The organism is Kingella denitrificans ATCC 33394, assembly GCF_000190695.1.
GTDB classification, from domain to species: Bacteria; Pseudomonadota; Gammaproteobacteria; order Burkholderiales; family Neisseriaceae; genus Kingella_A; species Kingella_A denitrificans.
This window is the reverse complement of record NZ_GL870929.1, coordinates 1,650,861-1,662,552: the sequence shown is the minus strand read 5'-3', so window position 1 is coordinate 1,662,552 and position 11,692 is coordinate 1,650,861. Positions and strand designations below refer to the sequence as shown.

12 protein-coding genes are annotated in these 11,692 nt (G+C 57.8%); 4 read left to right on the top strand and 8 right to left on the bottom strand.

Annotated features, from left to right (window positions below):
• Positions 1-25: 25 nt before the first annotated feature.
• Positions 26-244, top strand: a complete 219-nt coding sequence (locus tag HMPREF9098_RS08325) for a hypothetical protein (protein WP_003783854.1) — start codon at positions 26-28, stop codon at positions 242-244.
• Between the two features lie 80 nt (positions 245-324).
• On the opposite strand, the gene murA is transcribed toward HMPREF9098_RS08325, so the two are convergent.
• Entirely contained in the window at positions 325-1,587 is a 1,263-nt protein-coding gene (gene murA, locus HMPREF9098_RS08320; protein WP_040564386.1) for a UDP-N-acetylglucosamine 1-carboxyvinyltransferase, read from the bottom strand.
• Positions 1,588-1,861: 274 nt separating this feature from the next.
• Here murA and ispD point away from each other — a divergent pair, with 274 nt between their 5' ends.
• Positions 1,862-2,557 (top strand): 2-C-methyl-D-erythritol 4-phosphate cytidylyltransferase, encoded by a 696-nt coding sequence (ispD, locus tag HMPREF9098_RS08315; RefSeq protein WP_003783850.1) that lies wholly within the window; start codon positions 1,862-1,864, stop codon positions 2,555-2,557.
• A gap of 423 nt (positions 2,558-2,980) precedes the next feature.
• On the opposite strand, the gene HMPREF9098_RS08310 is transcribed toward ispD, so the two are convergent.
• Positions 2,981-3,496, bottom strand: coding sequence for an SEL1-like repeat protein (locus HMPREF9098_RS08310; RefSeq protein ID WP_003783845.1), 516 nt, complete (start codon positions 3,494-3,496; stop codon positions 2,981-2,983).
• 222 nt (positions 3,497-3,718) lie between these two features.
• Between HMPREF9098_RS08310 and ligA the strand changes: the two genes are divergently transcribed.
• Together ligA and HMPREF9098_RS08300 are read left to right on the top strand one after the other, a co-directional pair.
• Positions 3,719-6,061: an NAD-dependent DNA ligase LigA gene (gene ligA, locus HMPREF9098_RS08305; protein ID WP_040564385.1), complete on the top strand. Its 2,343-nt coding sequence runs from the start codon at positions 3,719-3,721 to the stop codon at positions 6,059-6,061.
• 76 nt (positions 6,062-6,137) lie between these two features.
• Complete coding sequence (locus tag HMPREF9098_RS08300) at positions 6,138-6,542, top strand: hypothetical protein (RefSeq protein WP_040564384.1); 405 nt, start codon at positions 6,138-6,140, stop codon at positions 6,540-6,542.
• A 152-nt stretch (positions 6,543-6,694) separates the two neighbouring features.
• Here the strand turns inward: HMPREF9098_RS08300 and HMPREF9098_RS08295 are convergent, their stop codons facing one another.
• From HMPREF9098_RS08295 to HMPREF9098_RS11765, 6 genes are all read right to left on the bottom strand, one after another.
• Positions 6,695-6,952 carry a hypothetical protein gene (locus tag HMPREF9098_RS08295; RefSeq protein WP_003783837.1) on the bottom strand — a complete coding sequence of 86 codons (258 nt, stop codon included), beginning with the start codon at positions 6,950-6,952 and terminating at the stop codon, positions 6,695-6,697.
• 151 nt (positions 6,953-7,103) lie between these two features.
• Positions 7,104-7,238 carry a FeoB-associated Cys-rich membrane protein gene (locus tag HMPREF9098_RS11530; protein ID WP_003783835.1) on the bottom strand — a complete coding sequence of 45 codons (135 nt, stop codon included), beginning with the start codon at positions 7,236-7,238 and terminating at the stop codon, positions 7,104-7,106.
• Positions 7,238-9,100 carry a ferrous iron transporter B gene (feoB, locus tag HMPREF9098_RS08290; RefSeq protein ID WP_003783833.1) on the bottom strand — a complete coding sequence of 621 codons (1,863 nt, stop codon included), beginning with the start codon at positions 9,098-9,100 and terminating at the stop codon, positions 7,238-7,240. The genes HMPREF9098_RS11530 and feoB overlap by 1 nt, the downstream gene beginning before the upstream one ends.
• 163 nt (positions 9,101-9,263) lie before the next feature.
• The gene (locus HMPREF9098_RS08285; protein WP_003783830.1) at positions 9,264-9,551 is read right to left on the bottom strand and encodes a FeoA family protein; all 288 of its coding nucleotides are present in this window, start codon (positions 9,549-9,551) and stop codon (positions 9,264-9,266) included.
• 292 nt (positions 9,552-9,843) lie between these two features.
• The gene (adhP, locus tag HMPREF9098_RS08280) at positions 9,844-10,902 is read right to left on the bottom strand and encodes an alcohol dehydrogenase AdhP (protein ID WP_040564876.1); all 1,059 of its coding nucleotides are present in this window, start codon (positions 10,900-10,902) and stop codon (positions 9,844-9,846) included.
• 192 nt (positions 10,903-11,094) lie between these two features.
• On the bottom strand, positions 11,095-11,692 hold a 598-nt coding region (locus HMPREF9098_RS11765), incomplete at its 5' end, for a hypothetical protein (RefSeq protein ID WP_218915116.1).

Here is an 11,692-nt window from a genome sequence, read left to right as displayed (position 1 = left end):
CCATCCCCCTAACCCTATAAGGAGCATGATGATGAAAACCGTTTTGTGTTTGTCCGTGGTGCTGATGCTGGCAGCCTGCGGCGGCAAAAGTGAAACCGCCGCCGAAGCGCAGCCGCCGAAACAGGAGGCCAACAGCCCTGGCGAGCAAGTGATTCAAAACCGCGAAAAAGCCATGAATGCAGCCAAGTCGGTGGAAGATATGCAGAAAAAACAGGCTGAACAGATTGACGAACAGGCCAAATAACGCGGCGCAAATATGAAAAAGCAGCCTGCACCTTGTTTTTCGGGGTGCAGGCTGCTTTTTACTTGATACAGGTCAATGGATTAGGCGGAAATCCGTTCGATTTTTGCACCAACGCCGCCCAGTTTTTTCTCGATGTGTTCGTAGCCGCGGTCCAGATGGTAAATCCGGTCCACAATCGTTTCGCCGTCCGCCACCAAACCGGAGATGACCAGGCAGGCCGAAGCGCGCAAATCGGTGGCCATCACAGTGGCGCCCGACAGTTTTTCCACACCGCGCACCATGGCGGTATTGCCTTCCACCGAAATGTCCGCGCCCATGCGGTTCAGCTCGGGAACGTGCATGAAGCGGTTTTCAAAAATGGTTTCCACCACTTTGCTGCTGCCTTCAGCCACGGCGTTCATCGCCATAAACTGCGCCTGCATATCGGTGGGGAAGGCGGGATGTTCGGCTGTGCGGATATTCACGGCTTTGGGGCGCTGCTGCATATCGATGCTGATCCAATCGTCGCCCGCTTCAATGAGGGCGCCCGCCTCCACCAACTTGTCCAGCACCACCTGCATGGTGTGCGGCGCGGCATTGCGCAATACGACTTTGCCGCCCGTCATGGCCACGGCGCACAAGAACGTGCCCGCTTCAATGCGGTCGGGCACCACGCTGTGTTCCGCGCCGTGCAGTTCCGCCACGCCTTCCACCGTCATGGTGGGCGTGCCGATGCCTTGGATTTTCGCGCCCATTTTCACCAGGCAGTTCGCCAAATCCACCACTTCGGGTTCCATGGCGCAGTTTTCCAGCACGGTGGTGCCTTCGGCCAGCGTGGCCGCCATCAGCAGATTTTCCGTGCCGCCCACGGTTACCATGTCCATCACCACGCGTGCGCCTTTGAGTTTGCCTTCGGGCGCGGTGGCCTTTACATAACCGTGTTCAATCACAATATGTGCGCCCATTGCTTCCAGCCCTTTCAAATGCTGGTCCACCGGACGCGCGCCGATGGCACAGCCGCCGGGCAGGCTCACTTCCGCTTTGCCGAAGCGCGCCAATGTTGGGCCCAGCACCAAAATCGAAGCGCGCATGGTGCGCACCAAATCATAAGGCGCGCAGGTATTATTGACCGTGCCGCCGTTGATTTCAAATTGGGAAACACCGTCGCCGGTCACCGTCGCACCCATGCCTTGCAGCAGTTTTTCGGTGGTTTTCACGTCGGCGAGCATCGGCACATTGGTCAGGCGCAGCGTTCCGCCCGACAACAAACCTGCGCACATCAACGGCAGAGCGGCATTTTTCGCGCCCGATACCACAATTTCGCCGTTGAGTTTGCCGTTACCGGTGATTCGTAATTTATCCATAATATTCAATACTTTCTTATTTCTGCAAAAAGGTGTTTCAAAGCAAGCGCGAATTATAACGTGAAATGGGCGGTGAATGTGGTTTTGGGTGGCGGCAAAAGTGCAGGCTGCTTTCCATAACGCCGCGCAATTCCATTACAATATAGTGGATTAAAATAAAAATGAGACAAGGCGGCGAGCCGCAAGGCGTACAAGTAGTACATCAAGGCGAGCCAACGCCGTATCATTGCAATTTTCATCCACTATACCTTCTTTTCCCATCGGAAAGCGTTTGATGACTTATACCGTCCTGATTCCCGCCGCAGGTGTCGGCAGCCGCTTCGGCGCGCCCGTGCCCAAACAATATGCCCAAATCGCCGGCCGCCCAGTGTTGCAGCACACGCTGAATGTGTTTGCCGCGCATCCGCAGATTGCCCGAATTGCCGTGATCATTTCGCCCGAAGACGAATGGTTTGACGACACCATCCGTCTGCCGGCCAATGCGGCCGTGTACCGCGTGGGCGGCGCAACACGGGCGCACACCGTGGCCAACGGCCTGCACACCCTGCTGCTGCAACAGCACCTATCGCCCGACACCATCGTTCTGGTGCACGATGCGGCGCGCTGCTGCCTGCCCGTTGCCGCGCTGAACCGCCTGTTGGACGCATTGCCCCACTGCCCGGACGGCGTGATTTTGGCCGTGCCGGTGGCCGATACGCTCAAACAGCAGGACGACAATCACCGCATCGTGCACACCGTGCCGCGCGAAGGTTTGTGGCAGGCGCAAACGCCGCAGGCCTTCCGTGCAGGCAGCCTGCATTTGGCGTTGCAGTCGGCGGATTTGCAGCAGGTGACGGACGAGGCTTCGGCCATGGAACGCGCCGGATACGCGCCGCGCCTGATTGAGGGCGACACGCGCAACATCAAGCTGACGCGCCCCGATGACGCGGCTTGGGCGGCTTGGCTGCTGGCAGAAGGCTCGGCCAAATAAAACGTGCAGGCTGCTTTTTAACGGGCGCAGTAACCCTGCCCCTCTCCTGCGTGAGAGGGCTAGGGAGACGGTCCACCTGAACAGGCACAGAAAATTTAACGACAGAGCATGGCGTATCGCCGCCATACCCACTCTTTCGGGTTTCCGCCCGCACTTAAGATTGGCAAGCACCCCAAGAAGCCCTCACCCCAACCCTCTCCCACGGGAGAGGGAGTAGGTTGCCGCCGCACCGCGAATTGCCGCATCAACCGCATAACGCATAACAAAGCAGCCTGCACCCTGCCGCCCGCAGGAATTGTTTGCATAAACAAAAAAATAACCAGCACACCAATCGTCCACAGAAATCGCCCGCCCAATCTGAAAGCAGCCTGCACTTCCCATTCAAAAGTGCAGGCTGCTTTTTGATGCGTACGGCCTTATCCGTCAAACCGTCCAAGTCCCGTCCGCCCAAGCCCGTTTCTTGTAAAACGTGGCCAGTCGGCGGTTTTGGCGGAAACCGTCGCGGCCTTTGGCATGGCAGTCGGCCAGATAAAGATAGGCGGCTTGCGAGCGTTTCCGTGCGGCGAGCAGGATGAGCCGGCGGCGTTCGGCTTCGTCCTGCGCCTGCCATGCCGCGTGGAATATCGCGTTCGGGTGCTGCTTGCGCGCGCAAATGCCCATCAGCCGCCGTGCCAATGCCGCGTCCTTTGCCACGCCGTAATCGCCGTATTCAAACACGAACGACAGTTGGTACAACGCATGCACATAGCCTGACCGCGCGGCACGGCACACATGCCGCAGATAATGTTCGGCCACTGCCGACTCGTCCCAATCGAACGGCACGAAATGGGCAAAAACATAATGCTCGGCAGGCGTGAGGCAGCCCGTTCGCGCCAGTTTGTCGGCGTAATATTCGTAGCTGTCGTCATCGGAAAAACGTTCGGGTTGAATGGTCTTCATGGCGTTGGGAAATGGCGTGTAAAGTGGCAATGTGATGGTGGATGAAAATAAAAATGAGACAAGGCGGCGAGCCGCAAGGCGTACAGGTAGTACGTCAAGGCGAGCCAACGCCGTATCATTGCGATTTTCATCCACTATAGCACGAAACGGGTGCAGGCTGCCTCCGTCTGCCAACCGAATTTGATACAATCGCGTTTTCCCCACTTTCAGGCAGCCTGCACCATGTCCACCCCTCAACACCGCATCCGCACCCTCGTGCAAACGCTCAACCGCTACGCTCACGAATACTACACTTTGGACGCGCCCAGCGTGCCCGATGCCGAATACGACCGGCTCTACCGCGAGCTGGAAACCCTGGAAGCCGAATATCCGCAGTTCAGGCTGCCCGAAAGCCCCACGCAGCGGGTGGGCGGCGCGGTGCTGGACGGCTTTGAAACCGTGGTGCACGCCGTGCCGATGTTGTCGCTGAACAACGCGTTTTCGCCGCGCGATGACGAAACGGGCGCGTTCGGCCACGCCGAATTTTTGGCGTTTGACGAGCGCGTGTGCAAGGAATTGGGCGTGGCGCAGGTGGAATACGCCGCCGAGCCGAAGTTTGACGGGCTGGCCGTCAGCCTGTTGTATCAAAATGGAATTTTGGTGCAGGCGGCCACGCGCGGCGACGGCACCACGGGCGAAAACGTGACCGAAAACATCAAAACCGTGCGCAACATCCCGCTGAAACTGCACGGCGAAAAGCAGCCTGCACTTTTGGAAGTGCGCGGCGAAGTGCTGATGCTCAAAGCCGATTTTGCCGCGCTGAACCAACGCCAGCTCGAAGCCGGCCAAAAGCCCTTCGCCAACCCGCGCAACGCCGCCGCAGGCAGCCTGCGCCAGCTCGATTCCAAAATCACCGCGCAGCGCAAACTGCATTTTTTCGCCTACGGCATCGCCCAGCTTTCCGGCGTGGAAAGGCTACCTGAAAGCCACATGGAAGAACTCGCGCTGCTGCACGAACTCGGTTTTTCCCTGCCCGAAGGCTATTTCGGCACGCACACCGGCGCGGCAGCCGTGTTGCGCGAATACGAACGGCTGGCCGAACACCGCCCCCGCCTGCCGTATGAAATCGACGGCATGGTCGTCAAAGTGAACTCATTGGCCGAACAGCAGCAACTCGGCTTCGTATCGCGCGCGCCGCGTTGGGCGATTGCGCACAAATTCCCCGCCGAAGAAGCGCTCACCACCGTCGAAGCGATTGACGTGCAGGTCGGCCGTACCGGCGCAATCACCCCTGTGGCGCGGCTTGCGCCCGTGTTCGTGGGCGGCGTTACCGTGACCAACGCCACGCTGCACAATCAGGACGAAGTGGCGCGCAAAGACGTACGCGTGGGCGACACCGTGGTCGTGCGCCGCGCGGGCGACGTGATTCCCGAAGTGGTGCGCGTGCTGTTGGAACGCCGCCCCATGCAGCCCGTTGATTTATTGGGCGAACAAATGGAAGCGAAGTACGAACCGTTCAGGCTGCCCGAAACCTGCCCCGTGTGCGGCAGCGCGGTCGAACGCGAAGCAGGCGAAGCCGTTGCTCGCTGCACCGGCGGCATGCTCTGCCAAGCCCAGCGCGCACAAGGGCTTATCCACTTCGCCAGCCGCAAAGCCATGGACATCGCCGGGCTGGGCGACAAGCAAATCGAAGCCCTTGTCGCCGCCGACGTATTACACAGCTTTGCCGATATTTACCGACTGGACATCGCCCAACTGCAAACCATCAAAGACAGCAAATCCGCCGCCACCAAATGGGCGCAAAACATCTTGGACAGCATCGCCCAAAGCCGTACCCCGCCGCTCGCCCGCTTCCTGTTCGCCCTCGGCATCCGCCACGTCGGCGAAAGCACCGCCAAACAGCTGGCCGCCGCATTCGGCAACCTCGACACCGTGCGCCGCGCCCCCGAACCCATCCTCGCCTGCCTGCCCGACATCGGCAGCATCGTCGCCCACGCCATCGCCCACTATTTCAAGCAGCCTGCACAGCAAAAAATGCTGGACGATCTATTGCAACACGTCGCCCCCCAAGCCGCCGCCCCGTCGCCCCAAACCCGCGCCCACGCCGCGCCCGAACAATGGCTGCAACGCCTGCCAAACATCAAACTCAGCGAAAAACGCGCCGCCGAACTCTGGCAACTCGCAGGCAGCCTGCACGCCCTGCAAACCGACCAAGCCCTGCCGCAAGAATGGCAGGACTGGCGCAAGCAGCCTGCACACGCCGCCCTGCTGCAAGAAATCACCGCCTTCACCGAAGCGCTGCCTGAAAGCAGCACGGACGGCGTTTCAGGCAGCCTGCACCCCGAACACAGCCCCATCGCCGGCAAAACCTTTGTCCTGACCGGCACCCTGCCCACCCTGAAACGCGACCAAGCCGCCGCCCTCATCGAAGCCGCCGGCGGCAAAGTGAGCGGCAGCGTGTCCAAAAAAACCGATTTCGTGGTGGCGGGCGAAGCCGCAGGCAGCAAACTGGAAAAGGCGCAGGCGTTGGGCGTGGCGGTGTTGAGCGAAGAAGAATTGCTAGAGATGCTGGGGGGAGCGGATTAAAAGGTTGGCGGGGAACGCCAAAAGCAGCCTGCACACTGGAAAACCGAAGTGCAGGCTGCTTTTCAAGGGAAACAAAATGCTTAAACCCATGAAATTACTGAAAATCATATTGGCGGCCATCCTGCTGCCCGCAGCAGCCTTGTGGCTTTATGCAGGCTACCTGAAAATGAGCGACCCGCTGCCGACAGGGGTTTTGCACCAAAATTTCAATGCGCTGGAAACCGTGGGCGATATTCCGCGCCATCGGTTTACGGTGCTGGACGCCAAAGGATTTGCCGTGTATTCGGAAACGCACGGCGATGTGCGCGGCCTTCATCGCCGCGATGACCGGATGGTGTTTTTGGACAAGCAGAACACCGTAACCGCCGTGTCCCGCAAACGCGTTTACCGCTACGGCGACACCGTGCTTTGGTCGCAAACCGTGTACCGCTCTGCCGATGACGCAACCGCGGTGGCGCTGCCTTGGCCGTTGGCGCAGTAAAATTTTTAGGCAGCCTCAAACGGCTGAAAGGCTACCTGAAAGCGTCAGCTTCGGGAACGTCTGAAATCGCCCAAAGCAGCCTGCACCTTCCCCAATCAAAGTACGGCCGCAGCTTGGCTTCATATCCAAAGGAGCCGCCGAATGCTCTCGGGCTATGCTTGCCTTAAATCTGCGGAATATTGCAAAAGAAAAATGAAGACAATGATGCCTGCAATCAGCAGCAGTTGGATGCCCAGATTTCTCCGTGCGCCGGGGCTGACGAAATAGATAAACCAAGTGCCAGTCAAAACGAGCATGACAATTACCAGCCACGGCTCCCATTGGTCGAGGTGGCCGGCTTCGGTGAAGAAGGTGTAGAGGTGCAGCAGCGGAACGGCTACTACCAGCAGCATGAAGATGATTTCGAGCATATTTTTTTCTTAATGGGAGCGTCTGAAAGCGCCAAAAGCAGCCTGCACCTTCCCTCAAACGAAGTGCAGGCTGCTTTTTCATTTTAACTTCGTTGAAGCTGACGCTTTCAGGTAGCCTTTAAGGTGCAGGCTGCTTTTCTGTTCGGCAGGCCTAACCGCAGCCGCCGCATTTGCCGCAGCCGCTGCTGCAATCGTGTTTCGTTTTTTTCGGTTTGAACACAAACTTCCGCAGCAGGAAGAACGCGCTGGCAAGCATGATGAGGGCGACGATAATATATTGAAGCATCACAAAATCCTTGAACTAATTTGGTAAACGGCGAAAGCGGCGAGGTAGGCGAGCGCGAACATATAGCCCGCGATGATGGCGGTTTGTTTCAGCGATTTGGTTTCGCGCCGAATCACGGCCAAAGTGGCGGCGCACATGGGGGCATAGACATACCAGGCGAGGAAGGCGAAGGCGGTGGGCAGGCCCCAGTTGCTGTGGACGATGGGAATCAGCGCGTTCTGCACCGCGTCTTCGGACGACGCGCCCACGGCATACACCGTGCCCAGTGCGGCCACGACCACTTCGCGTGCAGCGATGCCCGGAATCATGGCGATACACATTTCCCAAGTGAAGCCCAGCGGGGCAAACAGCGGCTGGATGGCGTGGCCGATCATGCCGGCCAGGCTGTAATCGATTGCCGCGCCGGTTGCGCCTTCGGGCGGAGCAGGCCAGCTCACCAAACCCCACAGAATCACGGTCAAAGTGAAAATAATCGTTCCGGCGCGTTTCAGGAAGGCTTTCACCCGGTCCCACAGGCTGGTCAGGATGTGTTTGAAGTTGGGCATGCGGAAGGTAGGTAGTTCCATCAACAGCGGGAACTGTTGCACGTTGCCCTTAATCCGCGCCAAGCGTTTCATGAGGTAGGCGGCGAGTGCGGCGGACAGGATGCCTGCGATATAGAGCACGAACAGCGTCAGCCCTTGCAGGTTGAAGATGCCGAACACGGTTTGATTGGGGATGACGGCGGCGATAATCAGCGCGTACACGGGCAGCCGCGCGGAGCAGGTGAGCAGCGGGGCGACGGCGATGGTGACCAGCCGTTCGCGCGGGTCGTGGATGGTGCGGGCGGACATCACGGCGGGCACGGCGCAGGCGAAGCTGGACAGCAGCGGAATGAACGAACGGCCGGACAAGCCGCTTTTCGCCATCACGTTATCCAGCAAAAACGCGGCGCGCGGCAGGTAGCCCGAGTCTTCCAGCAGCAGGATGAAGGCGAACAGGATGGTAATCTGCGGCAGGAACACCAGCACGCTGCCCGTGCCGGCAATCACGCCGTTCACGATTAAATCGTTCAGAATGCCCGGCTGCATATTGGCGGCCACCCACTCGCCCAGCCAACCGAAGCCGCCCTCGATGGCTTCCATAATCGGCGCGGCCCAGGTGTACACCGCTTGGAACACCATAAACAGGATGACCAGCAGCAGAATCATGCCCCAGACGGGGTGCAGCACGATGTCGTCGAGTTTTTTGTGCCAGGCGGGCAGGGTCATTTCCGTACGCACGACTTGCGCCAAAATGGATTCGACTTCGTGATAAAGCGCGTCGCTGTCCAATTCATCCAATGTGCGTTCGGCGGAAGCGGGGTTGGCGGGGAACGAGCGTTTGCGCGGCAACTGCGACACGGCTTCGCGCACCGCCTGCACGCCCGACGCGCTCACGGCCACGGTTTCCAGCACGGGCACGCCCAACAGTTCGCTCAGTTTCGCCGCGTCGATATTCAAACCGCGCCGCTGCGCCACATCGCTCATGTTCAGCGACACCACCATCGGCAGTTTCAGCGTTTTCAGTTCCAGAATCATACGCAGGGTCATCCGCAGGTTGGTCGCGTCGGCAACAGCGATGATGGCGTCGGGCGGAATGCCCAGCTTGCCCACGGCGACATCTTTCGCCACCGCTTCGTCGGGGCTGGTCGTGCGCAGGCTGTATGTGCCGGGCAAATCGACAATGCGCACGGCTTCGTCATCCAAAAACGCGCCTTCGCGCTTGTCCACCGTTACGCCCGGATAATTGGCCACTTTGGCATGCGCGCCGGTCAGCCCGTTGAACAACACGGTTTTGCCGCAGTTCGGCGCGCCGATGAGGGCGAAATAGCTCAGTTCCATCGTATTTCCTTTTTGATTTTTATCGGTTTTCCTTCTGTTTGCCGCGTGCAGGCTGCTTTCGTGCGGCGCGGCAAGGTTTTCAGGCGGCCTGCACTTTGGTCGGCAGGGTTGCAGGCTGCTTTTTCATTTCAACTTCGTTGAAGCTGACGCTTTCAGGTAGCCTTTAAGGTGCAGGCTGCTTTTGTTCCGCATCGACCACATGGCACATAATCTTCCCCGCCTCTTCCTGCCGCAGCGAAAACTGCGACTGGTTGCCCAAGCGCACCGCAAACGGCCCGCGCCCGAAACCGCCCACGGCAATCACCTGCAAAGGCATGCCGCCGGAAAAACCCAAATCCGCCAACCGGCGCGACACCAAGGCATCGAGCTCGCCGAACACGGGATTGGGGACAATGGAATCGATATGCGCAACTGCGCCTTTGCGCAGCTGGGAGAGTGGGATGGTGGACATGGTGGGCTTTCTAACGATATTCGCGGAATGCGCGCCGCGCGGAAAACGGCTTCGGTTTCCAACGGCGCATTCTTTATAAAAACAAATAGAATGGATTATCAATTACTTTAATAAGCGCCATCATAAAGCCTTGCGCGATAAATTTCAAACTGAACGCCGCCTATTCTGTTTGATTCGGCACAATAATTGCGCTAAATCAAAAAAACCTGGGCAACCCAATGGACAATCAAAAAGCAGCCTGCACACCATTTTCCAATGTGCAGGCTGCTTTCGTTTTATCGTCCGTTAATCGTTAATGCCCTGCGCCGCCGCATGCTCCACAGCAGCCGCTGGCACCTTTGTGCATATCAATCACCATGCGGCCGGTGATTTTGCCCGCGCGCATTTCGTCAAAAATGGCAGGGGCTTCGTCCAGCGTGCGCAGTTGCACTTTCGGCACTACCAAGCCTTCCGCGCCGAATTGGAACGCTTCTTCCAAGTCTTTGCGCGTGCCGACCAGCGAGCCGACCACTTCGATGCCGTCCAACACGATGCGCGGAATCGACAAATCCATGCTTTCGGGCGGCAGGCCCACCGCCACCACGCGGCCGCCTGCGCGCACGGCATCCACTGCCGAATTGAATGCGGCTTTGGACACGGCGGTTACCACGGCTGCATGCACGCCGCCGCATTTTTCCTGCATGATTTTGGCCGCGTCTTCTTTGGCTGCATTGATAACGAAATCCGCACCCGTTTCTTGGGCAAAGGCCAGTTTGTCATCGTTAATGTCGATGGCCACGACGTGTGCGCCGAACACTTTTTTCGCGTATTGGACGCCCAAGTTGCCCAAGCCGCCTGCGCCGTAAATGGCAATCCATTGGCCCGGCCGCACGCCGGAGACTTTGATGGCTTTATAGCAGGTAACGCCGGCGCAGGTAATGCTGGATGCCTGTGCGGGGTCTAGTCCTGCCGGGACTTTCACGGCGTAATCGGCATTGACGATGCAGTGCGTTGCCATGCCGCCGTCTGCCGTGTAGCCAGAATTGAGCACGCTGCGGCACAGGGTTTCGCGCCCCGTGTTGCAGTATTCGCATGCGCCGCAGGCTTTGTACATCCACGCGATGCTGACGCGGTCGCCCACTTTCAGCGCGGTAACGCCTTCGCCGAGCTGTTTCACGATGCCGATGCCTTCATGCCCCAGCACCACGCCTTCTTTCACGCCGTAATCACCCGATGCAACGTGCAAATCGGTGTGGCACACACCGCAGTATTCGACTTCGACCAAGGCTTCGTTATAGGCCAACGGGCGGATGTCTTTTTCGACCACTTCCACAAAACCGTTTACTTTGGGATTAACAACGGCGGCTTTCATTTTTGCCATGATGCATACCTCCTGTTTGGGTTGGAAAAATTAGAATATTGTTCCAATGTACGCCTCTTTTTGGTTGTTCTCAAATGTAATTCGGCTGGGGGTTAATGTAGGTCAAGTTTTTGTGAATAAACAAAAAACGAAAGCAGCCTGCACTTGGTTTTTCACGGTGCAGGTGCTTTTGGAAGAGGTGATTTATGGCTTTTCTTTGTCCACCATAACCGCTGTGAATCCGCCCATACAGGTATAAATAGAAGTAGCATCAATTTTATCTTTCGGATAAATATCCGCGCCAACATCATTACGGTCAAAATATTGCACCAGATTTTTATAATGCCCGCTATTCAGCCGCCATATCGCCGCCCAGCGTTCCGCCGTCCACAGATCGCCGCGCGTGGCCAATTCCACATCCGCATATAAGGCTTTCAAGGTGGGATTGGCCAAACGGTTCTGTCCGGTGCGTTTGCTTTTAAAGAACCCTTCCGGGAAGGCGCGTTCATAATGGCCCACTCGGGCACCATTTTTAGCCGGCAGACGCGATAAAAACGGCTCTGATAATGCCAACGGGTCAACCACGTATAATTTATGCGGTAGCCCCCATGCTTGTTGTCCAATAAAACAGCTAAATAAAACCATATTTTCAGGAATGAAAGATACCGGCCCATTTCGAAGTTTCAAAGGCGGGTAAACACCTTGGTGTTTGGTCCATACAGGAATTAAACCAAAATCTTGATAATAAAACCCACGTTCATCTGCCATCCCAGACGGATGGATATTTCCATTACTAAACCCC

What these genes read in the sequence shown, in the direction of transcription:
- HMPREF9098_RS08325 (WP_003783854.1), top strand. Translation starts at nt 26, where the DNA reads ATGATGATGAAAACCGTTTTGTGTTTGTCCGTGGTGCTGATGCTGGCA.
- murA (WP_040564386.1), bottom strand. Translation starts at nt 1,587, where the DNA reads ATGGATAAATTACGAATCACCGGTAACGGCAAACTCAACGGCGAAATT.
- ispD (WP_003783850.1), top strand. Translation starts at nt 1,862, where the DNA reads ATGACTTATACCGTCCTGATTCCCGCCGCAGGTGTCGGCAGCCGCTTC.
- HMPREF9098_RS08310 (WP_003783845.1), bottom strand. Translation starts at nt 3,496, where the DNA reads ATGAAGACCATTCAACCCGAACGTTTTTCCGATGACGACAGCTACGAA.
- ligA (WP_040564385.1), top strand. Translation starts at nt 3,719, where the DNA reads ATGTCCACCCCTCAACACCGCATCCGCACCCTCGTGCAAACGCTCAAC.
- HMPREF9098_RS08300 (WP_040564384.1), top strand. Translation starts at nt 6,138, where the DNA reads ATGCTTAAACCCATGAAATTACTGAAAATCATATTGGCGGCCATCCTG.
- HMPREF9098_RS08295 (WP_003783837.1), bottom strand. Translation starts at nt 6,952, where the DNA reads ATGCTCGAAATCATCTTCATGCTGCTGGTAGTAGCCGTTCCGCTGCTG.
- HMPREF9098_RS11530 (WP_003783835.1), bottom strand. Translation starts at nt 7,238, where the DNA reads ATGCTTCAATATATTATCGTCGCCCTCATCATGCTTGCCAGCGCGTTC.
- feoB (WP_003783833.1), bottom strand. Translation starts at nt 9,100, where the DNA reads ATGGAACTGAGCTATTTCGCCCTCATCGGCGCGCCGAACTGCGGCAAA.
- HMPREF9098_RS08285 (WP_003783830.1), bottom strand. Translation starts at nt 9,551, where the DNA reads ATGTCCACCATCCCACTCTCCCAGCTGCGCAAAGGCGCAGTTGCGCAT.
- adhP (WP_040564876.1), bottom strand. Translation starts at nt 10,902, where the DNA reads ATGAAAGCCGCCGTTGTTAATCCCAAAGTAAACGGTTTTGTGGAAGTG.